Annotated in this window: 20 protein-coding genes; 16 read left to right on the forward strand and 4 right to left on the reverse strand. The window is 70.6% G+C overall.

All coding sequences use genetic code 11. The features are described from left to right. Window positions 1–175: 175 nt before the first annotated feature. The 7 genes from H5J26_RS04130 (at window position 176) to H5J26_RS04160 (ending at window position 7645) form a co-directional block, all read left to right on the forward strand. On the forward strand, window positions 176–1168 hold the full coding sequence (locus H5J26_RS04130) for a DUF3048 domain-containing protein (protein ID WP_181764288.1): 993 nt from the start codon (window positions 176–178) through the stop codon (window positions 1166–1168). A 416-nt stretch (window positions 1169–1584) separates the two neighbouring features. Continuing rightward, entirely contained in the window at window positions 1585–2382 is a 798-nt protein-coding gene (locus H5J26_RS04135) for an MHYT domain-containing protein (RefSeq protein ID WP_181764289.1), read from the forward strand. Between the two features lie 60 nt (window positions 2383–2442). Next, entirely contained in the window at window positions 2443–5175 is a 2733-nt protein-coding gene (locus H5J26_RS04140; RefSeq protein ID WP_181764290.1) for an ATP-binding protein, read from the forward strand. Beyond that, on the forward strand, window positions 5175–5600 hold the full coding sequence (locus tag H5J26_RS04145) for a roadblock/LC7 domain-containing protein (protein WP_181764291.1): 426 nt from the start codon (window positions 5175–5177) through the stop codon (window positions 5598–5600). The genes H5J26_RS04140 and H5J26_RS04145 overlap by 1 nt, the downstream gene beginning before the upstream one ends. Window positions 5601–5610: 10 nt before the next feature. Then, complete coding sequence (locus tag H5J26_RS04150) at window positions 5611–6060, forward strand: DUF742 domain-containing protein (RefSeq protein ID WP_181764292.1); 450 nt, start codon at window positions 5611–5613, stop codon at window positions 6058–6060. Further along, a complete protein-coding gene (locus H5J26_RS04155; RefSeq protein ID WP_181764293.1) occupies window positions 6041–6682 on the forward strand; it encodes an ATP/GTP-binding protein in 642 nt (213 codons plus the stop codon). Before H5J26_RS04150 ends, H5J26_RS04155 begins: the two co-directional genes overlap by 20 nt. Before the next feature lie 147 nt (window positions 6683–6829). Next, window positions 6830–7645 carry an SDR family NAD(P)-dependent oxidoreductase gene (locus tag H5J26_RS04160; protein WP_181764294.1) on the forward strand — a complete coding sequence of 272 codons (816 nt, stop codon included), beginning with the start codon at window positions 6830–6832 and terminating at the stop codon, window positions 7643–7645. 39 nt (window positions 7646–7684) lie between these two features. Here H5J26_RS04160 and H5J26_RS04165 read toward each other — a convergent pair whose 3' ends face one another. Both H5J26_RS04165 and H5J26_RS04170 read right to left on the reverse strand, forming a co-directional pair. After that, entirely contained in the window at window positions 7685–8926 is a 1242-nt protein-coding gene (locus H5J26_RS04165) for a cytochrome P450 (RefSeq protein WP_181764295.1), read from the reverse strand. Window positions 8927–9118: 192 nt separating this feature from the next. Continuing rightward, window positions 9119–9484, reverse strand: a complete 366-nt coding sequence (locus tag H5J26_RS04170; protein ID WP_181764296.1) for a PH domain-containing protein — start codon at window positions 9482–9484, stop codon at window positions 9119–9121. A 165-nt stretch (window positions 9485–9649) separates the two neighbouring features. Here H5J26_RS04170 and H5J26_RS04175 point away from each other — a divergent pair, with 165 nt between their 5' ends. The 7 genes from H5J26_RS04175 (at window position 9650) to H5J26_RS04205 (ending at window position 19259) form a co-directional block, all read left to right on the forward strand. Beyond that, the gene (locus H5J26_RS04175; protein ID WP_181764297.1) at window positions 9650–12412 is read left to right on the forward strand and encodes a SpoIIE family protein phosphatase; all 2763 of its coding nucleotides are present in this window, start codon (window positions 9650–9652) and stop codon (window positions 12410–12412) included. Between the two features lie 231 nt (window positions 12413–12643). Beyond that, window positions 12644–13138, forward strand: a complete 495-nt coding sequence (locus tag H5J26_RS04180) for a DUF6069 family protein (protein WP_181764298.1) — start codon at window positions 12644–12646, stop codon at window positions 13136–13138. Between the two features lie 139 nt (window positions 13139–13277). Continuing rightward, window positions 13278–14252, forward strand: coding sequence for an AraC family transcriptional regulator (locus H5J26_RS04185; RefSeq protein WP_181764299.1), 975 nt, complete (start codon window positions 13278–13280; stop codon window positions 14250–14252). Between the two features lie 59 nt (window positions 14253–14311). Further along, window positions 14312–15268: a helix-turn-helix domain-containing protein gene (locus tag H5J26_RS04190; protein ID WP_181764300.1), complete on the forward strand. Its 957-nt coding sequence runs from the start codon at window positions 14312–14314 to the stop codon at window positions 15266–15268. A gap of 211 nt (window positions 15269–15479) precedes the next feature. Beyond that, window positions 15480–16079, forward strand: coding sequence for a (2Fe-2S)-binding protein (locus tag H5J26_RS04195; protein WP_181764301.1), 600 nt, complete (start codon window positions 15480–15482; stop codon window positions 16077–16079). Beyond that, the gene (locus H5J26_RS04200) at window positions 16066–17055 is read left to right on the forward strand and encodes an FAD binding domain-containing protein (RefSeq protein WP_181764302.1); all 990 of its coding nucleotides are present in this window, start codon (window positions 16066–16068) and stop codon (window positions 17053–17055) included. Before H5J26_RS04195 ends, H5J26_RS04200 begins: the two co-directional genes overlap by 14 nt. 5 nt (window positions 17056–17060) lie before the next feature. After that, the gene (locus tag H5J26_RS04205; RefSeq protein ID WP_309237767.1) at window positions 17061–19259 is read left to right on the forward strand and encodes a xanthine dehydrogenase family protein molybdopterin-binding subunit; all 2199 of its coding nucleotides are present in this window, start codon (window positions 17061–17063) and stop codon (window positions 19257–19259) included. A gap of 148 nt (window positions 19260–19407) precedes the next feature. Here the strand turns inward: H5J26_RS04205 and H5J26_RS04210 are convergent, their stop codons facing one another. Next, window positions 19408–19860 (reverse strand): lamin tail domain-containing protein, encoded by a 453-nt coding sequence (locus H5J26_RS04210; protein WP_181764304.1) that lies wholly within the window; start codon window positions 19858–19860, stop codon window positions 19408–19410. A gap of 440 nt (window positions 19861–20300) precedes the next feature. On the opposite strand from H5J26_RS04210, the gene H5J26_RS04215 reads away from it, so the two are divergent. Then, complete coding sequence (locus tag H5J26_RS04215) at window positions 20301–21269, forward strand: AraC family transcriptional regulator (RefSeq protein ID WP_181764305.1); 969 nt, start codon at window positions 20301–20303, stop codon at window positions 21267–21269. Window positions 21270–21420: 151 nt separating this feature from the next. Further along, window positions 21421–22185, forward strand: a complete 765-nt coding sequence (locus H5J26_RS04220) for a maleylpyruvate isomerase family mycothiol-dependent enzyme (RefSeq protein ID WP_181764306.1) — start codon at window positions 21421–21423, stop codon at window positions 22183–22185. Between the two features lie 113 nt (window positions 22186–22298). Here H5J26_RS04220 and H5J26_RS04225 read toward each other — a convergent pair whose 3' ends face one another. Continuing rightward, on the reverse strand, window positions 22299–24563 hold the full coding sequence (locus H5J26_RS04225; protein WP_181764307.1) for an ATP-binding cassette domain-containing protein: 2265 nt from the start codon (window positions 24561–24563) through the stop codon (window positions 22299–22301). Window positions 24564–24615: the final 52 nt, after the last annotated feature.

A 24615-nucleotide genomic window follows, 5' to 3' on the forward strand; every position in this document is an offset into this window, starting at 1 on the left:
GGCGCTGCCCGCCGCGGGTTACAACCGGGATGACAATGAGATGAGCGAAGTCGACTGCAATGTCATAGAACATCCCTGAAAGCGCGCCTTCGGATGCTTTCCACTCCAAGGTGCCGGTCTTACGGTCCTTGGCGGGAACCTCCTCCCAAGGGACAGGAGAAGGAGGCGGGCGACCATGGTGTGGACGGGAACGCGGCGAACCGTACTGATCGCGGGAGGGCTGTCCCTGCTGGCAGCCGGCTGCGACTCGGAAGGCGGCGACGGGGGCGGTGGCGGTGGCGGGGGAGGCGGTGGCGGCGGTGACGAGGGGAAGCGCTCGCCCTTCACCGGCGGGCGCACCATCGGCGACAAGGTGATGACGGTCAAGATCGACAACGTGGAGGCCGCGCGTCCCCACACCGGCATCGACAAGGCCGACATCGTCTACATCGAGCAGGTCGAGGCGGGCCTCAGCCGGATACTGGCCGTCTTTGCGTCCGACCTCCCCTCCACCGTGGGGCCCGTCCGCAGCGCGCGGGAGTCGGACCTGGAGCTGCTGCGCCAGTTCGACCAGCCGGCGCTGTTCTACTCCGGCGTCCAGTCCGCTCTGCAGTCCAAGATCGAATCCGCTCCGCTGACGGCCGTTCCGCCCGGCCGTCTGCCCGAGGCGTTCACCCGGGGCACGGACCGGCCGGCACCGCACAACCTCTACCTCCGCCTCCGTCGTGCCGCCTCCGCGAGTGTCACCGAAGACGTCGGCGCCCCTCGCGACATCGGATTCCGCTTCGGCTCCGCGCCCAGTGGCGGCCGCAAGACCAAGGAGCGCAGCGTCCGCTACCCGGCCGCACGCTTCTCCTTCCGCTGGTCGGAGGAGAGGGGTCGCTGGCTCGTCACGATCGACGGAGCCCCCGCCCGTACGACGGGGGACGGACAGCTCGGCGCGGCCACCGTCGTCGTGCAGTACGTGAAGATCCGCGGGTCCGACTTCGGCGACCGCGGGGGCAACGTCACCCCGTTCACCGAGACGGTGGGCTCGGGCCGGGCGCTGGTGCTTCGGGACGGCAAGGAGTACGAGGCCCGCTGGAAGCGGCCGTCGGCCACCGGCGGCACCACCTTCACCGGCAAGGACGGCAAGCGGCTGCCCTTCGCGCGGGGCCCCGTGTGGGTGGCCCTCGCCCCGGAGGCGTGACCTCGCGCCCGTTCCCGGGAGCCCGTTCGGGGCTACGGCCCTGGCGGGCTCTTTCAGGCTGTATGGGCGGTTGATCCCGTCGAGCGCTTCGGGTGCGTGAACAGTGCCAAGCGGAACTGTGAGAACCCCGATGGGCAGTCCATTTTCTGATGCCTCGTCATTTGTGAAATACCACGGTGGAATTCACTTCGCCGACACGCTCCGGAATTTCCCAACAGGCCTGTGCGGCAGACGAGTTCGGCATCGGATCGAGGGTTGGATCCGGTGTTCCGCGAGGTGGGGGGCCTGTTGTTACCTTTGGTATACCAAGGAGTAGAAGTGATCGCGCTTTCTTGTATATGGAAGACGGTCAACCGCATGTGAAATTCCTGTGTTAGCGTCCGACGCCCCAGAGCAACCCGTCGAAAGGAAGCCCTGTGGGTCAGATGCACCACTTCACATTCGGATGGCTGACGCCATTGCTGTCTTTCGTGATGGCGTGCGTCGGTTCAGCGCTCGGACTCCGGTGCACCGTCCGGGCCCTCGCCGCCGCGGGGAAGCCCCGCCGCAACTGGCTGCTGACCGCCGCGCTCGCCATCGGCTCCGGCATCTGGACAATGCACTTCGTCGCCATGCTGGGCTTCGGGGTCTCCGGCTCCGCGATCCGCTACAACGTCCCGCTGACCGTGCTCAGCCTGCTCGTCGCCGTCCTCGTGGTCGGCGCCGGGATCTTCACCGTCGGCTACGGCACCTCGCGCGTCCGCTCCTTGCTGACGGGCGGACTGGGCGCCGGGGTCGGTGTCGCCGCGATGCACTACATCGGCATGGCCGCACTGCGACTCCACGGTGACGTCTCCTACGACCTCCTGATCGTGAGCCTGTCCGTGCTGATCGCCGTCGCCGCCGCAACGGCGGCCCTGTGGGCGGCTCTGAGCGTGCACGGTGCCGGGGGCGCCATCGTCGCCTCACTGGTCATGGGCCTCGCGGTCAGCAGCATGCACTACACGGGCATGGCTGCCGTGGGCATCCACATCAACCCCGGCCAGGCCGTGTTGGCGGGCGCCACAGCCACGGAGTTCATCTTCCCCCTCACCGTGGTCCTGGGCTCCTTCCTCTTCCTGACCTCAGCCTTCGTCGCGCTCTCGCCCACGGCGCAGCAGCGCAAGGAGTCCGAGTCGGCCGTGGAGCGGCTGAACGACGTCGAGACTCACGGCGTCCGTATCCCCGCCAACTGATCCCGTCCGACTCCCGCCCCACACCTTCCACTTCACCTCTCACACCGCGATCGAGGAAGCATGCGTGCAATCCGAGCGTCGGCCGAGAGCTGGCACGACGACGAGAAGCCCGCGCCCGGCAGCGGACCGCGGCATGCGCTGCGCGACTCGCAGGCGCCGCCCGTACCGCCGGCCGCCGGGCCCGGGCCCGGGCGTGACGCCGGGCCGTGGTCGTTCGTACCGGCCCGGCTCCGTCCCAAGTCCGTCCGGGCGAAGATCGTCTCGCTCCTGATGGTGCCCGTCGTGTCGTTGATGGCCCTGTGGGGCTACGCGACGGTGACGACAGCGCAGAACGTCTCGGACCTGTCCCGGTTCAAGGAGGTCAACGCGACCCTGCTCGCGCCGGTGAGCGACTACGTCACCGCCGTACAGGCCGAACGCAGCGCCGCCACGCGGTACATCGCGAAACCGGACGCCTCACGCCTGGACACGCTGAACAGCCGGGCCGGCGCCACTGAAGCCGCCGCCGCCGACCTTCGGCGCGGAGTGAACGCCAGCAGCACGGACACTGCCGCACTCAGCGACGAACTCCCCGCCCGCACGGAACGGCTGACGGAGTCGACCAGCGAACTGGGCTCTCTGCGCAAGCGGATCACCGGGAAGAAGGCGCGCTGGGACGAGGCGTACCGGGGGTACTCCGGCACGATCGACGACGGTTTCGCCGTCGGCGGTGCGCTGACGGGCGTCCGCGCCTCCGGTCCCCGCGAGGGGCAGGGCTCCGCGGTCGCCTCCGAGGCACGCGTCGTACAGGAACTCTCGCGCGCCAGGGAGATGATCGCCCGCGAGGACGCCGTCGTCGGCAGTTCGAGGACCGACGGGGTGATGACCCAGGAGCGCTACCGCACCTTCGTCGGCTCGATGGAGTCCCAGCGTGTGCTCCTCGATTCGGCGGTGGGCGACCTGCGTTCGTCGGACGAGGCCGTCTACCGCACGGTCCTCAAGGGCAAGCCGTACCGGGAACTGCGCGGCATGGAGGATGCGATCGCGGCTGCCGGACCGGGGCGCGCCGCCGGCTCGGAGGTGAAGTGGGACGAGTCCGCGGATTCCGTCGTCAAGGACCTGCGCGAGGCCGAGAAGCGCGCGGGCACCACGGCCGCGGACAAGGCCGACCCGTTCGCGTTCGAGGTGCTCGGCGGATCGGGCGTCGCGGTCGTGCTGGGCCTGATCGGCGTGCTGCTCTCGCTGCTGATCTCGATGCAGATCGGACGCGGCCTCGTCGTCGAACTGGTCGGCATGCGCAACTCCGCCCTCGAACTGGCCGGCAGCAAACTCCCCAGGTCCCTTCGACGGCTGCACGCCGGCGAGGAGGTCGACATCGAGGCCGAGGCCCCGGTGCAGCGCCGCGGGGAGGACGAGATCGGGCAGGTCGGCTCGGCACTGAACGCCGTGCACCGTGCCGCGATCAAGGCAGCCGCCGAGCGCGCCGAAGTGCTCAGCGGGATATCCGGCGTGTACGTGAAGCTGGCACGGCGCAGCCAGGTCCTTCTGCACCGCCAACTCGGGCTGCTGGACGCCATGGAGCGCCGCGTCGACGATCCACGGGAGCTGGAGGACCTCTTCCGGCTCGACCACCTCACGACGCGCATGCGCCGCCACGCCGAGAGCCTGATCATCCTCTCCGGAGCGGCACCGGTACGCGGCTGGCGCAAGCCCGTCCCCATGCTCGACGTGGTGCGTGCGGCGGTCGCCGAGGTGGAGGACTTCACCCGGGTCGAGGTCAAGATCCCGGAGGAGACCCGCGTCGCGGGCGCGGCCGTCGCCGACCTCACCCACCTCGTCGCCGAACTCGTCGAGAACGCCGTGGCCTTCTCACCCCCGCACACCAAGGTGCGGGTACGCGGTGAACGCGTCGGCGCCGGACTCGCGCTGGAGATCGAGGACCGCGGCCTTGGCATGAGCCGGGAGACCCTCGCGGAGGCCAACCGCAAGATCGCGGAGTCCTCGCAGGTCGACCTGCTCGACACCGACCGGCTCGGCCTGTTCGTGGTCAACCGGCTCGCGCACCGCCGTGGCATCCAGGTCTCGTTGCAGCGTTCGGCGTACGGCGGTGTCACCGCTGTCGTGCTCATCCCCGAGGAACTGCTGGAGAAGCTCGAGAAGGACGTGCCGCCGCGACCGGCCGGCTCACCGGAGGTCACCGCCGCCTCGGAGACGTCCGTCCTCCCGGGGGAGGCGGGCGACGATCCGCCCGGACGTGCCCCCCTCCCTGCTCCGGAACCCGCGTCGGAACCCGCACCCGCGGCCGAAGACGCCCCGGTGCTCCAGGCACGCCGCAACGCCTCGTTCCTCGGCCGCCTCCAGACGCGGCCCGTGTACGTGACCCGCTCCCGCGGGCCCGCACAGCAGCCGCCCGAATACCCGTCGGCCGTCCAGGACTTCCACCGGCCCGGTGCGGACGGCCGGACAGCCGCCCCGGCGGAGCGGCTGTCCGAACACCCCGCGGAGCCCGTACAGGATCTGCCCGCGGGCGAGCCCGCGCCGCTGCCACGGCGCGTACGCCAGGCGAACCTGGCACCGCAGCTCCGGGACACCCCGGCCCACCCCCCGCACACCGCACCCCCCAACGGTCCGCCTCCTTCGGCTTCCACGGCCGCCGGACGTTCGCCGGAACGCGCACGCGCCACCATGGCCGCGCTCCGCAGCGGCTGGCTGAACGGAAGCGGCGCAGGCCCGCGGGGGGAGGCGCACCGACAACCACCGCCTCCCCCCGCTTCCAGGAACACCGAGACACCGCCACAAGGAGATGAAGCCTGATGTCCGGGACGATGGAAGCCTCCCCCGGCGAACTCGACTGGCTCTTGGACGAGTTGGTCTCACAGGTGCCGCAGGTGCGGCACGCGGTCGTGCTCTCCGGCGACGGTCTCCTCATCGGCACCTCCACCAGCCTGTCGCGGGACGAGGGGGAGCACTTCGCCGCGATCTCGTCGGGTTTCCACAGCCTGGCCAAGGGCGCGGGGCGTCACTTCCAGGCGGGCGCCGTCGTGCAGACGATGGTGGAGCTGGAGGGAGGATTCCTCTTCGTCGCCGCGGCGGGCGAAGGATCATGCCTCTCCGTGTTCACCGACGCGGACGCCGATGTGGGCCTCGTCGCCTACGAGATGGCCCGGCTGGTCACGCGCGTCGCCGAGCACATGGCGGTGCCGTCGCGCGCAGGTGCCCACGCGCCCTTCCAGGAGTGACGCGCCTGCCATGACGGACTTCCCGAGGCAGTGGTTCGACGACGGGTCGGGACGGCCCGTCCCTCCGAGCCCTCCGCCGAGCACCCCGCCGTCGACACCGGAATGGTTCGACGACGAGGCAGGACCGCTGGTGCGTCTGTACGCGATGACCGCGGGCCGTGCCCGGCCGACCAGCGAGGCCTTCGACCTGATCGCGGTCGTCGAAGCCGGTGAGGCCGACGAGGGCGCCCCGCCGGACCGTTCACCCGAGCATGCGGCGATCCTCGCGCTGTGCAGGGCGTCGCCGAGTTCGGTGGCGGACATCGCCGCCGACTCGGACCTTCCCGTCGGGGTGGTGCGCGTGCTCCTCGGCGACCTGCTGGACGACGGACTCATCAGGGTCAGCCGCCCGGTGGAGCCGGCGCAGCTCCCGGACGAGCACATTCTCAGGGAAGTGATCGATGGACTCCGTGCACTCTGACCAGCGGCACCCCGACGGACGGCACCCGGGGGAGCGGCGCCCCGAGCGGCCAGGCCCCTACCTGTCGCTCAAGATCCTCGTGGCCGGAGGGTTCGGGGTGGGCAAGACGACCTTCGTCGGCTCGGTGAGCGAGATCCGCCCGCTGCGTACGGAGGAACAGCTCACCGAGGCGGGACGCCCGGTGGACGACCTCGAAGGCGTCGAGCGAAAGACCACGACCACCGTCGCCATGGACTTCGGGCGCATCACCTTCCGCGACGGCCTGGCGCTGTACCTGTTCGGCACACCCGGCCAGGACCGGTTCTGGTTCCTGTGGGACGAACTGGTCAGCGGCGCGCTGGGAGCCGCGGTGCTCGCGGACACCCGGCGTCTGGAGGACTGCTTCCCGGCAGTCGACTACTTCGAGCGCCGCGGCATCCCGTTCATCGTCGCCGTCAACTGCTTCGCGGGCTTCCACACCTATCCCGCGGACGAGGTCAGGAGCGCTCTCGACCTCGACCCGGGCACGCCCGTCGTGATGTGCGACGCCCGGGAGCAGGGTTCCGCGAAGGAGGTGCTGATCGCCCTCGTCGAGCACGCCCGCAACATCTACAGCGCGCGCCAGGAGGACGGCTCTCCGTGACGCGACGACGCGACGACGCGAGGGCGTGACGACCCGAGGGCGTGGGCCGGGGACGGGCCCGGCGCGCGGAGGTACGGGCGTACGGGCGTCGTCGTCGCGGGAAATCCGCTTGCCGGAGCCCGGTCGGCATCTGCTACCACTGCGCGCATGCCCCACACCCGGACCTCCGGTCACGTCGCCGTCGTCACCGGAGCGAACCACGGCATCGGAGCGGCCACCGCGGGTGCACTCGCGGCACGAGGTGTCGCCGTGCTCTGCACATACCTCCGCGTCGAGGACCCCGTCGATCCCGGCACACCCGAGGCCTACCGCCGGCACCGCGCCGCTTCGGGGGAGCGGGTCGCCGAGGAGATCCGCGCCGCGGGCGGGCGCGCGGAGGCTCTCGAGGCGGACCTGAGCGATCCGGCGGCGCCCGCCGAACTCTTCGACGTGGCCGAGCAGAAGCTCGGCCCCGTGGACATCCTGATCAACAACGCGACCGGGTGGGTGCAGGACTCCTTCGCGCCCCGCCCGACCGACCGGCTCGGCCGTTCACAGAACCCCGTCACCGCGGAGGCCTGGAACCGTCAGTTCGCCGTCGACGCGATGGCCCCCGCCCTCCTGATCTCCGAGCTCGCCCGACGCAGCCGCGACCGGGGTGCGCGCTGGGGGCGGATCGTCGGCCTGACCTCCGGCGGTGACCTCGGATTCCCCGAAGAGGTCTCCTACGGGGCGGCGAAGGCGGCGCAGACCAACTACACGATGTCCGCCGCGCTGGAGCTGGCGGACCTCGGGATCACCGCCAACATGGTGTATCCCCCGGTGACCGACACCGGCTGGGTCACCGACGCGGTACGGGAGGCCGTCGCGTCGAGCGGTACGCACTTCCACATCGCCGACCCCGCCGAGGTCGCGGAGACGATCGCCTTCCTCGTCTCGGACGCCGCCGCGCTCGTCACCGGGAACGTCATCACGCTCCGCTGAACTCCCCGCCGGCCGCAGCCCGTCGGGGCCCGCGACGCGTCAGGCCCCGGCCCCCGCCCGTACCCCGGCGGCCGGCGTGAACCGTACGGGCAGAGACTGCAGACCGCGCGTGAACACCCCCTGCTCCACCGGCTCGCAGCCCTCTTCGAGGCGCAAGTCGGGCATGGCGTCCAGGAGTTGGCCGACGCCGACCTCCACCTCCGTCTTCGCGAGCAGAGCGCCGACGCAGAAGTGCCGCCCCAGCGCGAAGGCGAGGTGGTCGGCCGCGGCGGAGAACGCCGAACGCGTCGGCAGGTCCGTACGGAAGATGTCGAAGGTCTCGGGGTGTGCGAAGCGTTCGCCGTCCCGATTGGCCGCTCCGATGAGGCAGTTGACGGTGGAGCCCGCCGGGATGACGCCCCCTGAGAGCTCGACGTCCTCGTCGGTCTCACGAATGATCATGTGGACGGGCGGCGTGAAGCGCAGCGTCTCCGCGAGCGCCTGCGGGATGAGGCCCCGGTCCTCCTGAACGGCCGCCAGTTGCGCGGGGTTTCGCAGCAGGTTGCCCACCAGGCTGGAGATGGCCTTGTCCGTGGTCTCCCCGCCCGCGGCGAACAGGATGCTGATGAACGCCTTGATGTCCTCGTCGCTCATCGCGGTGCCGTCGATCTCGGCGGCGCAGAGCGTGGAGAGCAGGTCGTCGCCGAGGTTCTTCCGGCGCTCCCTGATCACCGGGATCATGTACGCAGCCAGTTCGTCGCGCGTACGGTGGCCGGCCTCGGTGATCTCCGGGTCCTGGGAGAGGTTGCTGAAGTACGCGACGATCGAGGTGTACCAGGCGTGGAACCTGGGGTGCTCGGCCTTGTCGAGGCCCAGCATGTCGACGATGACGTTGATCGGGAAGTGCGTGGCGAAGTCGTCGACCAGGTCGGCCGACCCCGCCCCACGTATCCGGTCGATGAGCTCGCGGGCGTTCTCCGTGATCACCGGCAGGAACTTCTCCTCCAGCATCCTGCCGCGGAAGGCCGGCGCGACGAGTGCCCGGCGCACGGCGTGCTCGCGTCCGCTCATCTGCACGAGGGTCCGGCCGTGCACCGGTTCGAGCTGCCAGTCGTAGTTCCGGGTCGTGAACACCTCGTCCCGGAAGGCGCGTTCGACGTCGGCGTACCGGGAGATGACGTAGCTGCCGGTGGCCTCGTGCCACAGCAGCGGGAAGTGCTCCCGCAGGACCCGGTAGGCGGAGTAGGGATCTGCTGCGAACTGCGGTGAGAGGATGTCCGGCGCTAACGGGTGCTTGGACAAGGCGGGCCTCGGTTCACTCGAAGGCAGGCAGAAGCCGATCGCGGCCACGCTATGTGCCCGACTCGCCCCGATCCAGGGGCAGTTCGCCCCGAGCAGGCGCACACGGGGGCGCGCCGGGTTGCGGAGCGTGAAGCACGACCGGGTGAACCGCGGCGCGCCGCCCGGGCTCCCCCGTACGTGCGACGCCGAGGGCTACCTGGCCACGAACTGCGTGAGGATGGCCTGCACTTCGTAGATGTCGACGCCCTTGGTGAAGGTCTTCTGGATCGGGTTGGGGTCGCTGGAGATCCAGATCTTCAGCTCCGCGTCGAGGTCGAAGGTCCCCGCGGTCTCCACGGCGAAGTGCGAGATGCTCCGGTACGGCACGGAGTGGTACTCCACCTTCTTGCCCGTCATCCCCTGCTTGTCGACCAGGACGAGCCGCCGGTCGGTGAAGAGGATCGTGTCCCGGATCAGCAGGTATGCGGCATGCACCTGCTCGCCGTGCCCCAGCAGCCGCGCGTACTCCTGCTGCGCCGTCACCGGATCGATCGTGTGCGCGTTCCCGAACAGTGCCATGACAGCCCCCAGTTGCCGAACCTGCACGATCTTTGAACTGTACGCGCAGAGGCGTCCGGGACCGTCCGTACCGAGGAAGCGGAGCCGGGCCGTGCCCCAGCGTTACCGCAGGTCCCCCTTGCACCCCTGGTCGACGTGGGAACGCGGGCAGTGTAGACATGGGCCATGGCCGGACCGCTGGCACGTTTCCAGGCCCTGGCTGCTGAACGGCGGCTGCGAAGCCGACGTGAGAAGCAAGAGGAGTTCGAGCGCGAGGACCCGCCGAGACCGTCGGTGGGACGCCTGCGGTCGGCGCTGAGCGAAGGAAGCGTCGCCCGCCAGGTGTTCGTCCTGCAGGTCTCCGTCGTCCTGCTGCTCGTGCTCGCGGCGGTGACGGCTCTCGTCCTCCAGGTGCGGCGCGACGGCACACAGGCCGCCCGGGACCGGTCGCTGGCCGTGGCCGAGTCGTTCGCGAACTCCCCCGGTGTGGTCAGCGGTCTCTCCTCCCCTGATCCGAGCGCGGTCCTCCAGCCGCGAGCGGAGGCGGCGCGCAAGCGGACCGGCGTCGACTTCCTCGTCGTGATGAACAAGGACGGGATCCGCTACACGCATCCGATCAGGAACAGGATCGGGAAGAAGTTCGTCGGCACCATCGGCCCGGCCCTCCGGGGGCGCGTCCAGACCGAGACCGTCGAGGGCACCATCGGCCGCATCGTGCAGGTGGTCGTGCCGGTGACCAGGGAAGACGGCAAGGTCGTGGCACTCGTCTCCGCCGGTATCAAGGTGGAGAAGGTGAGCGGCGTCGTCGACCGGCAGCTCCCGCTCGTCCTGGGCGCTGCCGCCGCCGCCCTCGCCCTGGCCACCGGCGGGACGGCGCTGGTGAGCAGGCGGCTGCGCCGGCAGACCCACGGTCTGGGGCCCCGCGAGATGACGCGCATGTACGAGCACCACGACGCGGTGCTTCACGCCGTCCACGAAGGGGTGCTCATAGTCAGCGGTGAGGGCCGCCTGCTGCTCGCCAACGACGAGGCCAGCCGGCTGCTCGACCTGCCCGCGGACGCACAGGGCCGCCACGTCACCGAACTCGGCCTCGAAGCGCGCACCACCGAACTCCTGGCCTCGGGGCGCGTCGCCACGGACGAGGTCCTGCCCGCCGGCGACCGGCTGCTCGCGGTGAACAACCGCCTCACGGACCGCAACGGAGGGCCGCCGGGCTGGGTCGCCACCCTCCGGGACACCACCGAACTGCGCCTGCTCTCCAGCCGCGTGAAGCTGGTCCGTACGCGGTTGAAGCTGCTCTACGACGCCAGCGGGGACATCGGCACCACCCTTGACGTGACGCGCACCGCTGAGGAACTCGCGCAGGTGGCGGTGCCCCGGTTCGCCGACTTCGTCACCGTCGACCTCGCCGAGCCCGTGCTGCGCGGGGAGGAGCCCGCCGCGGGCAGCGGCATGCAGATGCGGCGCACGGCGGTGAGCGGCGTCCGCGAGGACCATCCCCTCTACCCCAAAGGCGACTTGATCACCTTCGCCGAGTCCTCGCCGCAGGCGCGCGGCTTCGAGACGGGGCAGGCGGAGATCGAGCCCCGCCTGAGTGAGTCCCCCGACTGGCGCGTCCAGGATCCCGAAGGCACCGCCCGCGTCCTGGAGTACGGGATCCACTCGCTGATCGCCGCCCCGCTGCGCGCGCGGGGCGTCCTGCTCGGCGTGGTCAACTTCTGGCGTTCGGAGAAGCCGGAGCCCTTCGAGGACGACGACCTCTCCCTCGCCGCCGAACTGGCGGCCCGCGCCGCGGTGTCCATCGACAACGCCCGCCGCTACACCCGTGAGCACGGCATGGCCGTCGCTCTGCAACGGAGCCTGCTGCCCCGGGCGTTGCCCGAGCAGAGCGCCGTCGAGGTCGCCCACCGGTATCTGCCCGCGCAGGCCGGCGTCGGCGGCGACTGGTTCGACGTCATCCCCCTGCCGGGTGCCCGTGTCGCACTCGCCGTGGGGGACGTCGTCGGGCACGGACTGCACGCCGCGGCGACGATGGGGCGCCTGCGCACAGCGGTGCACAACTTCTCCGCCCTCGACCTGCCGCCCGACGAACTCCTCGGACACCTCGACGAGTTGGTCGGCCGCATCGACCAGGACGGCGTGGCTGCGGGTGACGAGAACGCGATCACCGGGGCCACCTGCCTGTACGCGATCTACGACCCGGTCTCCCGCAACTGCGCCGTCGCCAGGGCAGGTCACCCGGTGCCCGTGCTCGTGGATCCCGACGGCGGGACTGACTTCCCCGAGGTGCCGTCCGGACTGCCCCTCGGCATCGGGGGTCTCCCCTTCGAGTCGGTGGAGTTCCAACTGCCCCCGGGCAGCCGCCTCGTGCTCTACACCGACGGCCTCATCGAGCGCCGCGACCGCGACATAGACACCGGGCTCCGGATCCTGCGGGACGCGGTGGTGAGCGCGGACCGGTCTCCCGAGGAGACGTGCGAGACGGTGCTCGACGCCCTGCTCCCGGCCCGCCAGGGGGACGACATCGCCCTGATGGTCGCCCGCACCCGCGTCCTGGAAGGCGACCGCATCGCCGAGTTGGAGCTGCCCGCGGACCCGGCCGCCGTGGCCGGCGCGCGTGCCGCGGTCTCCGAGCAGCTCGCCGAGTGGGGCCTTGAAGAGCTGGCGTTCACCACGGAGCTGATCCTCAGCGAGCTGATCACCAACGCCATCCGGCACGCGTCGGGACCGGTGAGGGTCCGCCTGCTCCACGACCGCTACCTCATCTGCGAGGTCTCCGACAACAGCAGCACCTCGCCCCATCTGCGCCATGCGGCGCACACGGACGAGGGCGGGCGCGGACTCTTCCTCGTGGCCCAGTTCGCCGAGCGCTGGGGCACCCGCTACACCAAGCAGGGCAAGGTCATCTGGACCGAGCAGCCGCTGCCAGGCCCCGCCAACGCCAACTGACCCGCCCCGCGCGGCAGTTGTACGCGTCACGCGTGCCCGTACGCGAACCGCCGGGTGACCTGCCCCCACGCCCCCACACCCCGGGACGGCTCACGCCGGACCGCGCGCCCTCCTGCGAGCCGTTCCCCGAACGCTTCACGCCGGTTCCGATGAGTTCCTCTCCCCGCCCCTGTCTGCCTCTGCGATGCCCTCGTCCGAGGGCCCCGAACAGCAGCGAAGCAGGAGGCAGAAATGAGCGACCACCCCACCGGAGACGTGACGGCACCCCGGCCCGGACAGGCCGGAACGACGTCCGCGAGCCCCGTCCGTTCCTTCGTCACCACCCGGCCCGTCTGGCTGGTAGGCGTACTCGCCACCCTCGCCGGCGCCGCGGTCACCGAGGTGTTCGCCCTCGGTGCGCGCGGCCTCGGCGTCCCCATGGATGTGGCCTCACCGGGTGACGCGAGCAGCCAGGAGATCCCGCCCTTCGGTTTCGCGTTCGGGGTCCTCCTCTACTCCGTCGTCGGCATCGTCCTCGCGGTGGTCCTCGCCCGATGGGCGAAGCGACCCGCACGCATCTTCCTGATCACGACGGTCGTCCTCACAGCGCTGTCGCTCATCCCGCCGATACTCGCCCCGCACACCGCGGTCTCGACGCAGGTCGTGCTCTGCCTCTCCCATCTGGTGGCCGCCGCGGTCGTCGTCCCGCCGCTCACCCGGCGGCTGAGGCACGCCGAGGGCCGCTGAAGCGGGCATCGCCCCACGTCGGCACCGGGACGAGGGCCCGTATGTGAGCCGCACCGCGGGCCCTCCGTTATCGGGTGGGCGCGGAGTACCTTCGAAAGAGAGGTCTCGCAGTACGGCCACCCTCGTGGTGGAGGCGATCATGAAGGTTGACACGGGGCGACTCCCCGTTGAACAGTTCGAATTCGGCACGTCGGACCCGGCGCTGGCCGAGTCGGTCACCAAGGAGATGTACGGGGAGTGCCGGCAGAACGGCGGCTCCGCAGAGGAGTTCACCTTCGGGATCCGGCGTACGAGCGCCGGCGGGATGAGTCTGGACCACCTCGTGCACACGATGGACACGAGTGCCGACTGCGGGGTCCTCGACGACCTGATGTTCGTCTTTCTCACCGGAGGCTCCCTCAGCGTCACCTCGCGTGACCTGGAGGCGCGCCTGACCGTCGGGGACACGGCGCTCTACCCGGCCGGGGTCCCCATCCGGATCAGCTGGGACCGCCTGCGGGCGGAGATCCTCTCGGTGCCGGTGCCCGCCGCAGAGCGCGCGGCAGCCGAGTACGGCGACGGGGACGGGCCGGTGCGCTTCGTCGGGACGCTGCCGGTCTCCCCGGCGATGGACAGGTTCTGGCGCTCCACGGTCGGGTTCGTCACGCATCAGCTGGAGACGCCCGACAGCCCGTTGTCGGCGCCGCTGGTGCAGGCCCAGACCCTCAATCTGCTCGGTGCGGCAGCGGTGCGGGTGTTCCCGAACACCACCATGACCGCCGACTACCTCCCCGGCCCCGGACAGGTCTCGCCGGCCGCCGTGCGTCGAGCCGCCGAGTTCATCGAGGCCCACGCCGACCGGCCCCTCACGTCGGCCGACATCGCGGCTGCGGCTTCCGCCTCCCCGCAGGCGTTGCAGGCGGCCTTCGTCAGGCACCACGACACGACCCCGCTCGAGTACCTGCGACGCGTACGGCTGGAGCGGGCCCACCGGGACCTCCAGATCACCGATCCCACCACCGGGGCGACGGTCGCCTCCATCGCCACCCGATGGGGTTTCTCGAAGCCGGCCACCTTCGCCGAGCACTACCACGACGTGTACGGACAGCCGCCCGGTCACACCCTCCGGGCCTGACCCCTCGCTGCGAGATGCTCATGGACACCACCACCGCTCATGAGAACGGACGGCGTCGGATGCCGAAGCGGAACGTGTTCGAGACCGCAGACCTCGACGCCGGCCGCGAGTTCATGAACGCCGCCTACGGGACGAGCCTGCGCATGAGCGGCACGGAGGGCGACCAGCTGATCCGGCACGCCCGCTACGACTTCGGCCCGTTCTGCGTCGACGACGTGACGCTGTCCATGGAGACCGGCTACGACGCCGACCCGCTGGAGTCCCTCGCGGTGGTCGAACCCCGGACCGGATGGGTGGAGCACCGCTGGGAAGGCGGCGGCGAACGCGTCGGCCCCGGCGAGATCGCGGTCATCGCACCGCCCGACCGGCCCTTCACCGCCCTCGCGCACAACCTGGACTTCGGCTCCGTCGTGCTGGACCAGTCCCTCCTCACGGAGGTCGCGGGCCTGGCCGAGGACCAGCCGGCCGACACCCTCCACTTCACCGGCCTGCAGCCCGCGTCTCCTGCTCTCGCGGACCACTGGCGCACCACCGTGGGCTATGTGCGCCGCGTCCTGGCCACCAGCCCCGAAGCCATGAGCGAACCGCTCGTGCTCGGAAACGTGGCCCGTACGGTCGCGGCCGGCGCACTGGTCACGTTCCCCAACACCGGTGCGGGAGAGAGCACTTCGCAGGACGGCGGTGACGCCACGCCCGGCGCCGTGCGGAGGGCGGTCGCGTTCATCGAGGCGAACGCACACCTCGACATCGGACTCAGCGACATGGCCACCGCCGCCCGCGTCACCCCCCGCGCGCTCCAGATCGCCTTCGCCCGCCACCACGACACCGGGCCGTGGGGCTGTGTGACCCGCATCCGTCTGGACCGTGCGCACTTCGACCTGCTCGCGGCGGACCCCGACGACGACGCGACGGTGGCGGCCGTCGCCGCACGCTGGGGATTCGCGAAGTCCGCCAACTTCGCCGCGCGCTACCACGACGTCTACGGCGTCAGCCCGGAGAGCACCCTCGCGATCTGATTCCTGCCGGGTGCGACGCCGCCCGGCTCCACAGCACGCACCCTCGTGCGAACTATGCTGAATGCCGGTTTTGTGAAAATCGGACTCACGCGAGCGTGCGCACATGCACGAGGAACCGCGGGTTCGTCCCGCCGTGAACTCCGCACCCCTCAGCAGGGACCCGTCCGCAGCAAGGACGCCGCACAGGCGTTCCAAACATCGGAGGAGACGCATGGCCAAAGCGCTGAGCCGGCCGCGGCGCACGCAAGTCGTGGGGGACACGCCAATGGAGCTGTCCGTCAACGGCCGCCCGTACAAGCTGTACCTCGACGCCAGGGTCACCCTGCTCGACGCGCTCCGCGACCACATGGGCCTGACCGGGACCAAGAAGGGCTGCGACCAGGGTGCGTGCGGGGCGTGCACCGTACACGTCAACGGCCGTCGCGTGCTGTCCTGTCTGACCCTGGCCGCCCAGTGCGACGACCAGGAGGTCACCACGATCGAGGGCCTCGCAGGCGCCGAGGGACCGCACCCGTTGCAGGAGTCCTTCGTGCGTCACGACGGCTTCCAGTGCGGCTTCTGCACACCGGGCCAGATCATGTCGGCGGTCGCCTTGATCCAGGAGGGCCGTGCGGGCTCGGACGACGACGTCCGCGAGTACATGAGCGGCAACCTCTGCCGCTGCGGCGCGTACGCGAACATCGTCGCCGCCATCCGTGAGGTGGCGTCAGCGGACGGTGCGTCGGCTGGCAGGACGTCGGCAGACGGTGCGTCAGCAGGCAGCGCGTCAGCAGCCAGGGCACCCCGGGGAGGCACCGATGCTTCCCTTTGACTACGCCCGCGCCACCGACGTGGACGAGGCCGTGAACCTGCTCGCCGCAGACACGAACGCGTCCTACCTGGCGGGCGGAACGACACAGCTCGACCTCATGAAGGACGGCGTGCTCGCGCCCGAGCGGCTGGTCGACATCACACGCCTCCCGATGCGCGGCATCACCCGCGACGACGACGGCCTGCACGTCGCGGCGCTCACGACGATGGAGGAGCTGGCGGCCGACTCCACGGTCGTCGAGGACTTCCCCCTCGTCCGCCAGGCGCTGCTGCTCGGTGCCTCCACCCAGCTGCGGAACATGGCGACGATCGGCGGCAACCTCCTCCAGCGCGCCCGTTGCCGCTACTTCCGCGATCCCGGGGTGGCCGAATGCAACAAGCGCGAGCCCGGATCCGGATGCGCCGCCGTCGCCGACAGCGCGAGGATGCACGCGATCCTGGGCGTCAGCGAGCGCTGCGTCGCGCTGCACGCCTCCGACCTCGCCGTCGCACTGGTCGCCCTGGACGCGGTGGTCCATCTCCAGGGGATGTCCGGGCGCCGCAGCGTTCCCCTGACGCAGTTCTACCGGGAGGCGCGCACCAGCCCCGACGTCGAGAACGTCCTCGTGCACGGCGAACTGATCACCGGCGTCACCATCCCGTTCCTGCCGGCCACCGCGACCTCGGGCTACCTCAAGGTCCGCGACCGCGCCTCGTACGAGTTCGCGCTGGCCTCGGCAGCCGTCGCGCTCGTGACGCAGGACGGGACGATCGGCCAGGCCCGGGTCGCGCTCGGCGGTGTCGGGTCCAAGCCGTGGCGCTCGCTGGAGGCCGAACAGGTCCTCACCGACGCACCGGCGAACGAGGAGACCTTCCGTGAGGCTGCGGCCGCCGCGGTGCAGGGGGCATGGACGCTCCCCGGCACGGCCTTCAAGGTCGAACTCGCCCAGCGCACCCTCGTAAGGGCCCTGCGGAACATCTCGGGAGTCGCACAGTGAGCCTCGTGGAAGCCCCTCCCGCCATCGGAGCAGGAATCGACCGCGTCGACGGCGCGCGGAAGACGGCCGGCGCCGCCGCCTACCCCAGTGACTTCGACGTCCACGGGCAGGCGCACGCCGCCCTCCTCCAGAGCACGGTCGCCGCCGGACGCATCACCGCGATCGACACCGCCGAGGCCGAGGCCGCCCCCGGCGTGCTGACGGTCATCACCCACCGCAACACGCCACGGCTCCCCGACGGTCCGGCCACCGACATCGGCACCTCGCCCCCGGCTCCCCTCCAGGACGAGCGCATCCTCCACCACGGACAGCACGTCGCCGTGGTCGTCGCGGAGACGAGGGAGCAGGCGGTGGCGGCCACGCGCCTGATCAAGGTCACCTACGACGCGAGCGAGCCCGTCACGCGGTTCGACGATCCGCGTGCCGAGCGCGTGGACGACCCCTGGGGCATGGACTCCGAGCGCGGGGCCGTCGAGGAAGCGCTGGCCTCCGCGGACGTGAAGGTCTCGGCCACCTACACCACGCCCGACAACACCAACAATCCGCTGGGCCTCTTCGCGACGCTGGCCGTCTGGGACCGGAACACGCTCACCGTGCACGACACCACCCAGTGGCCGACCATGGCCCGCGCGACCCTGGCCAAGGTCTTCGACGTGCCCGAGAGCGCCGTGCGCGTGCTCGCCCCGTACGTCGGCGGTGCCTTCGGCAGCGGGCTGCGCGTGTGGCAGCACGTCATCCTGACGGTGCTCGCGGCACGCATGACGGGGCGGCCGGTCAAGCTGGTCCTGACCCGGCCTCAGATGTTCACCTCGGTCGGGCACCGCCCCAGCGGCGTCCAGCACATCACCATCGGCGCGAAGCGGAGCGGTGAGCTGGTGGCGATCGACCACCGCTCCACCTCCTCCGTGGCCATGGAGGACGACGACTTCGAGCCGCTGGCCGCGTCGTCGGCGGTCGCCTACGCCTGCCCCAGCGTGATCACCAGGGACGGCCAGGTCCGCCTGAACATCTCCAACCCGACCTCCATGCGCGCACCCGCCGAGGGCCAGGGCAACTTCGCCCTCGAGTCGGCGTTCGACGAACTCGCCCACACCCTCGGCATCGACCCGCTCGAACTCCGCCTGCGCAACTACGCCGAGCGCCACCCGGTGAGCGGCATGCCCTGGTCGAGCAAGGCGCTCCGGGAGTGCTACGAGGCCGGCGCAGAGAGGTTCGGCTGGTCCCGTCGCGACCCCGCGCCGCGCTCCATGCGGGACGGCGACGAGCTCATCGGGTACGGCATGGCAGGCGTCGGCTATCCCTGGTACGCGGTGCCCTGCCGTGCGCGGGCGACCGTCAACGCCGACGGCAGCGCCTTCGTCCGCAGCGCCGCCACCGACATCGGGACCGGTACGTACACGGTGATGACGCAGGTGTCCGCCGACGTCCTCGGCATCGCGCTCGACCGCGTCCGCTTCGACCTCGGCGACTCGGACATGCCGCCCTCCCCGCAGGCGGGCGGCTCGGGGCTGACGGGTGCGCTGGCCACGGCAGTCCGGGACGCGTGCCTCGGTGTCGTGCGGCGCGTACTGGACCTGGTGAGTGAGGACGCCGGGTCGCCGCTGCGGGGGTGCGCGCTCGAGGACGTGATCGTGGGCAACGGCCGTATCCACCGCCGCGACCGTCCGGACGAAGGCGAGTCGTACGCCGACATCCTGACCCGGCACGGCCGGCAGGAGATGACCGTGGACGGGGCCAGCGCACCGGGCGATCCCTCAGCCCTGGGCATGGCGTTCGCGGGAGCGTTCGGCGCCAAGTTCGTGGAGGTCCGCGTCGACGCCGACCTCGGCGTCATCCGCGTGGCCCGCGTGGTCTCGGCGATCGACGGCGGCCGGATCCTCAACGAGAAGACCGCCCGCAGCCAGATCATCGGCGGGACGGTCGGCGGCATCGGGCAGGCGCTGTTCGAGGAGACCGTCACCGACGCCCGTACGGGCCGCATCGCGAACGCGACCTTCGGCGACTACCTCATCCCGGTCAACGCCGACGTGGCGGACCTGGACGTCCTCTTCGTGGGAGAGCCGGACCGGGCAACGCCGCTGGGCACCAAGGGAGTCGGCGAGATCGGCCTGGTCGGTGTCGCGGCGGCGATCGCGAACGCGGTCCACCACGCCACGGGCATCCGCATCCGCTCCCTGCCGATCACACTCGACGAACTCCTCTGACGGCCGGGGCGTTTTCCGCGGCAGCCTGCTCCACGACGGCGGAGACGGCGAACGCTGCAAGCGCTCCCAGCCGAGCCGCGAAGAAGCCCCGGGCAGGCGACCCGGGGCTTCTTCTTGCGCTGTCACACCAGTCGGGCGGACCCGCTGGTCAGCACATCTTGTAGTCGACGCGGGCGGAGTTGTACGAGCAGGAGTCCCGCAGGGAACCGGTGGGCCTGTAGAGCGAGGCCTTGTCCTTGTCGTTGTTCCAGACGTACCAGGAGCGCCCCATGTAGAGGTGGCCCGCGGACTTGCTGCCCTTGCCGGTGTGGACCTTCACGGTCTTGCCCGCACTGATCCGGTACGAGGGGAAGTCGTAGCGGTGGCCGGTCGAGTCCTTGAGGGAGTGGCCCTGCATCTGGAACGCCGAGCCGGTGGAGTTCTTGATCTGCACGTACTCGGCGTTGAGGCTGCTGCTGCCGCCACGGTCGCTGCCCGGGCTGTCGTAGTACACCTTGTAGATGTAGACGGAGCCGGCGGCCTGAGCCTGCGCCGGGACCAGCGCGACGCCGGCCAGACAAGCCACTGCGACGGTGGCGGCTGCGGTACGCATCTTGGGCATGTTCGTCCTCGGTTTCGGGCCGGACTCCCCCCACAGGATCCGGCAGGCGCTCAGAGTACGGCTTGATTGAGTCTTCAAGGACTCTGGTTACGAAACCAGGACATAAAGCGATATCCACCACGCCGGTCATGAAGTCGGCCGGGCGGGCCGGGAGTTGCTGCGGCGGGGCGCACAGGATGCGATTCGCCGGGCCGCCGTCGTCGGTCTCCCGCCGCGCGGTGCATCCGGGACCGGCACACGGCGACCGCAGACGGCGTCTGAGAATCCCTCCGGCCGGCCTCGGTCCCGTCCGCGGTCCGTGGGCCACAGCCGGGACCCGGAAGGTGCCCGCGGGGCGCTCTCGCGCCTCCGTCCGCAGGTCGGTGCAGGTTCCGGCGAGGAGTACGGTCGAAGGAGTAGGTCTGTTGCAGGTTCAGCCACCGCTGGATCGGGAGGCGATCATGTCGGTCGAAATCGAGCGGCTGCCGGTGGAGCGGTCCAGGTTCGGTACGTCGGACCCGGGCGCCGCGGAAGTCCTGAGTGCGCAAATGTACGGCGCCCACCGGCCGAGGTACGGGCCGACCGAGGACTTCACCTTCGACGGCCGACGTACGACCGCGGGGAGCATGAGCCTGGATCACCTCGTGCATTCGAGCATGAGTATCGAGTGCGCTCCTCTGGACTACCTGATGTTCATCTTCGTCACCGGAGGCAGCCTCACGATCGCAACAGGTGATTCGGAGACCCGGCTGCGCATCGGTGACACAGCCGTGTGCCCGGCGGGCGTACCCCTGTCGATCAGCTGGGACCGCCTCAGCAAGGAAGTCATCTCGGTGCCCGTTCAGGCCGCCGAGCAGGCTGCAGCCGAGTACGGCGGCAGCGAGAAGATCGACTTCGTCGGGACGACACCGGTCTCCCCCGCGATGGACCGGTTCTGGCGCTCCACGGTCGGATTCGTCGCCAACCAGCTGGAGACTCCCGACAGCCCGCTGTCCGAGCCGCTGGTCTACGCCCAGACACTCAACCTGCTCGGCGCGGCGGCGGTGAAGACGTTCCCGAACACCACCATGACGGCCGACTACCAGCCCGGCCCCGGCAAGGTCGCGCCGGCTGCGATGCGGCGAGCTGTCTCGTACATCGAGGCGAACGCCCACCGTCCACTCACCCTTGCCGACATCGCCGCAGACGTGTCCGTCTCACCACCTGCTCTGCAGCAGAGCTTCGTCCGCCAGTACGGCACCAGCCCCCTGGGTTACCTGCACCGCGTCCGACTCGAGCGTGCCCGCCGCGACCTCCAGGTCGCCGACCCGGCCAGCGGTGCGACGGTCAGCTCCGTAGCCACCCGGTGGGGCTTCCCCAACCCCGGGAAGTTCTCCGCGAATTACCACGACGTGTTCGGGCAGCCGCCCAGCCACGCCTTGCGCGCCTGAGCCCGCATCGCCTGACCCCCGCGTTCTCGACGTACGGCGCGATGCGAGGGCGACGCACTCAACACCCCGCACCGACGCGGAACTTGATCACTGCGAGATGCCGTGAGCAAGAGGGCTGACCTGGCCGGGAGCATGTGCTGAACTCGTCGCCATGGAGTACTCCAGATTCCTCGACTGCCTCGCGGCGGACTTCTCCCGCCTTCGCGCCGTCGCTTCGACCGACCTCACCGCAGCGGTGCCGAGCTGCCCCGGCTGGACCGTCGCCGACCTGACCCGTCACGTCGGCGAGGTCTACCTGCACAAGACCCTGGCCATGCGCGAGGGCGCCGAGCCCGACCCGTGGCCGCCGGGCGAGCTCGCCGACGAGGAGCCGCTCGCGCTGCTCGACCGGGCGTACGCCGGGCTGACCGAGGAGTTCGCCGCCCGCAAGCCGGAGGACCCGGCGGGCTCCTGGTACACCCCTGATCAGACCGTCGGCTTCTGGATCCGGCGCATGGCGCAGGAGACGGTCGTCCACCGCATCGACGCCGAACTCGGCGCCGGGCAGCCGGTCGCACCGGTCCCGGCGGACCTCGCCGTCGACGGCATCGACGAACTGCTCAAGGTCTTCGTCGCGTACGGCGTGGCCGAGTGGGGCGAATACTTCACCGACATCCTGGACGGCTCGCCCGGTCGTACGTTCCTGGTGCGCACGGACGGAGCGGCATGGCGAGTGCGGACCGGCCCGGGGCTGTTCGCTGTCGAGAGCGGCGCCGGCGACGACAGCGCCGACGTGACCGTGAGCGGCACGCCGACGGCCGTACTCCGCCGGTTGTGGAACCGGGAGGGCGCCGGCGAACCGGACGGTGTGGAGGTCGAGGGCGCTCCGGAGGCGGTCGAGGAGCTGCGGCGCTGCATCGTCATGGCGAGCCAATGAGCCGCCAGGCCAGTGAGCCGGTGACGTGGAGCCGGTCCTTCGCCCGGCGGCAGCCGGGATGCGACTGAGCGCGGGATCCGCCTGCCCGGTGCGGCCGGGGGACGCCCCAGCGCTCAACGGGCCTTCCCCGCCCCCGGGTCGGTGCGTGTGAGGGCCTGACAGGTGGGGGTCGCACGGTGCGTGTAGTCGGCGACGTGGCCTTCGAAGAGCACGGTCCCGCCGTGCTTGCCCGGCCCGGGGCCGAGGTCGATCAGCCAGTCGGCCTGCCGGACGACGTCGAGGTTGTGCTCGATCACGACGACCGTGTGGCCCTGCTCGACGAGGCGGTCGAAGACGTCCACGAGCGTGTCGATGTCGTTCATGTGCAGCCCCGTTGTCGGCTCGTCGAGCACGTAGGTGGTGGGCAGCTCCGCCTCACGAAGCTCCTTCGCGATCTTGACCCGCTGGCACTCTCCTCCTGACAGCGTGCTCAGCGACTGTCCCAGGCGCAGGTAACCCAGGCCGACGGCGGCGAGTTGGTGCAGTCCGCGGGAGATGTCGTCGTCGGGCAGCCGGGCGACGGCCTGGTCGATGGTGAGGTCGCCGACGTCCGCGATGGAGAGCCCGTTCACGGTGTGCGCGAGGACTTCCGGGGTGAAGCGGCGGCCGCGGCAGGTCTCGCAGACGATCTCCTGGCCGTCCATGAACGCGAGATCGGTGTGGACGACCCCGAGCCCCTTGCAGTCGGGGCAGGCGCCCGCGGAGTTCGCGCTGAACAGCCCGGCGGAAACATGGTTGTTGTGCCTGGCGAAGAGCTTGCGGACGGCCGGGGCGATGCCGGTGTACGTGACGGGCGTGGAACGCCGGTTGGTGCTCACCGGCCTCTGGTCGATCACCGTGGCCTCGTGCTGGGCCGCCAACTCATCGGCGAGGCTGGACTTTCCAGATCCCGCGACGCCGGTGAGGACGGTCATCACGCCGGTGGGGATCCGCACGGTCACGTGCTGGAGGTTGTTGCGGCGGGCGTCCGCGACGGTGATGCCACCCGTGGCGGCACGGGGGTCGAGCTTGACCGGGCGGCGCCGCCCCAGGGCGCGTCCGGTGGGCGTGCCCGAGTCCCGGAGCCGGGCGAACGTCCCTTGGAACACGAGCCGGCCGCCGCCGGCGCCGGCGGCCGGTCCGATCTCGATGATCTCGTCCGCGTGTGCCATGACAGCCGGGTCGTGCTCGACGACGAGGACGCTGTTGCCGCTGTCGCGAAGCTGCTCCAGGAGCTTGATCATCGAGTCCACGTCGGTGGGGTGCAGCCCGACGGTCGGTTCGTCCACCACGTAGGTCATCTCGGTGAGGCTGGATCCGAGGTGCTTGACCGTCTTGATCCGCTGGGACTCGCCGCCGGAGAGCGTCGTGGTCGCCCGGGCCAGTGTGAGGTAGCCGAGTCCGATCGTGATCATCGCCTCCAGCCGGGACGTCAGTGCGGCGACCACGGGAGCGACCCGGGGGGACCTGATCTCCTCGACGAGGCCGAGCAGTTCGGTGATCTCCAGCCGGGACATCTCGCCGATGGTGCGACCGAGCACGGTGGCCGTCCGGGCGGCGTCGTTGAGGCGGTCACCGGCACACTCCGAGCAGGTCGCGGCCCGGGTGAACCGGCGAATGGCCTCCTGCTTGCGCTCGGACAGGTTGTCGGAGGTGTGCAGGTGGATCCGCTCGAACCGCTCGACCACCCCCTCGTACCCCTTGGGGGGCCTGCGGCCGAGCTCGGCCGCCGCCCCGCCCCCGTACAGCAGCGCCTCGCGTTCGGACGGGCTCCATTCCCTCAGCGGGGTGCCGGCGTCGAAGGTGCCGATGTCGGCGTACTGGGAGTACCAGTAGCCGCCGTTGCCGAAGCCGGGCAGCCGGATCGCGCCGCCGGCGAGGGACTTGTCCAGGTCGAGAAAACGGTCCACGGCACTGACCACCACTTCGCCGAGGCCGGAGCAGGCCGGACACATCCCGGCGGGCTCGTTGAAGGAGAAGTGGCTCGATTCCCCCACGTGCGGGCGGCTGAGCCGGGAGAACAACAGGCGCAGGAAGGTCCAGGCGTCCGTGACCGTGCCGACGGTGGAGCGGGCGTTTCCGCCGATCCGGCGCTGGTCGATGACGATCACCGGGGTGAGCCCCTCGACGTGCTCGACGTCCGGGCGCGACCACTTCGGCAGCCGGTTCCTCGCGAACGGCGGGAAGGTCTCGTTGAGCTGGTATCCGGCCTCGGCGGCGATCGTGTCGTACACCAGTGACGATTTTCCCGAGCCGGAGACACCGACGAAGACGACCAGCCGGTTGCGCGGGACGTCGACGTCCACGTCGGCCAGGTTGTTCGTGCGGGCCCGGCGAAGGGCGATGGCTCGCTGCGTCATGACTCGGAGGCTAGGAGCAGATGCGGCCACATCCTGACCGCGACGGCTGCGA

The sequence above is a fragment of the Streptomyces albidus (ex Kaewkla and Franco 2022) genome (genome assembly GCF_013870515.1).
Taxonomy (GTDB): Bacteria; Actinomycetota; Actinomycetes; order Streptomycetales; family Streptomycetaceae; genus Streptomyces; species Streptomyces albidus.

Bases quoted from the DNA above. Each gene is read 5' to 3' on its own strand.
- H5J26_RS04155 (WP_181764293.1), top strand. From the start codon at position 6,041: ATGGACTCCGTGCACTCTGACCAGCGGCACCCCGACGGACGGCACCCG.
- H5J26_RS04210 (WP_181764304.1), bottom strand. From the start codon at position 19,860: ATGCCCAAGATGCGTACCGCAGCCGCCACCGTCGCAGTGGCTTGTCTG.
- H5J26_RS04215 (WP_181764305.1), top strand. From the start codon at position 20,301: ATGTCGGTCGAAATCGAGCGGCTGCCGGTGGAGCGGTCCAGGTTCGGT.
- H5J26_RS04180 (WP_181764298.1), top strand. From the start codon at position 12,644: ATGAGCGACCACCCCACCGGAGACGTGACGGCACCCCGGCCCGGACAG.
- H5J26_RS04190 (WP_181764300.1), top strand. From the start codon at position 14,312: ATGCCGAAGCGGAACGTGTTCGAGACCGCAGACCTCGACGCCGGCCGC.
- H5J26_RS04170 (WP_181764296.1), bottom strand. From the start codon at position 9,484: ATGGCACTGTTCGGGAACGCGCACACGATCGATCCGGTGACGGCGCAG.
- H5J26_RS04195 (WP_181764301.1), top strand. From the start codon at position 15,480: ATGGCCAAAGCGCTGAGCCGGCCGCGGCGCACGCAAGTCGTGGGGGAC.
- H5J26_RS04130 (WP_181764288.1), top strand. From the start codon at position 176: ATGGTGTGGACGGGAACGCGGCGAACCGTACTGATCGCGGGAGGGCTG.
- H5J26_RS04185 (WP_181764299.1), top strand. From the start codon at position 13,278: ATGAAGGTTGACACGGGGCGACTCCCCGTTGAACAGTTCGAATTCGGC.
- H5J26_RS04200 (WP_181764302.1), top strand. From the start codon at position 16,066: ATGCTTCCCTTTGACTACGCCCGCGCCACCGACGTGGACGAGGCCGTG.
- H5J26_RS04220 (WP_181764306.1), top strand. From the start codon at position 21,421: ATGGAGTACTCCAGATTCCTCGACTGCCTCGCGGCGGACTTCTCCCGC.
- H5J26_RS04145 (WP_181764291.1), top strand. From the start codon at position 5,175: ATGTCCGGGACGATGGAAGCCTCCCCCGGCGAACTCGACTGGCTCTTG.
- H5J26_RS04225 (WP_181764307.1), bottom strand. From the start codon at position 24,563: ATGACGCAGCGAGCCATCGCCCTTCGCCGGGCCCGCACGAACAACCTG.
- H5J26_RS04140 (WP_181764290.1), top strand. From the start codon at position 2,443: ATGCGTGCAATCCGAGCGTCGGCCGAGAGCTGGCACGACGACGAGAAG.
- H5J26_RS04160 (WP_181764294.1), top strand. From the start codon at position 6,830: ATGCCCCACACCCGGACCTCCGGTCACGTCGCCGTCGTCACCGGAGCG.
- H5J26_RS04150 (WP_181764292.1), top strand. From the start codon at position 5,611: ATGACGGACTTCCCGAGGCAGTGGTTCGACGACGGGTCGGGACGGCCC.
- H5J26_RS04175 (WP_181764297.1), top strand. From the start codon at position 9,650: ATGGCCGGACCGCTGGCACGTTTCCAGGCCCTGGCTGCTGAACGGCGG.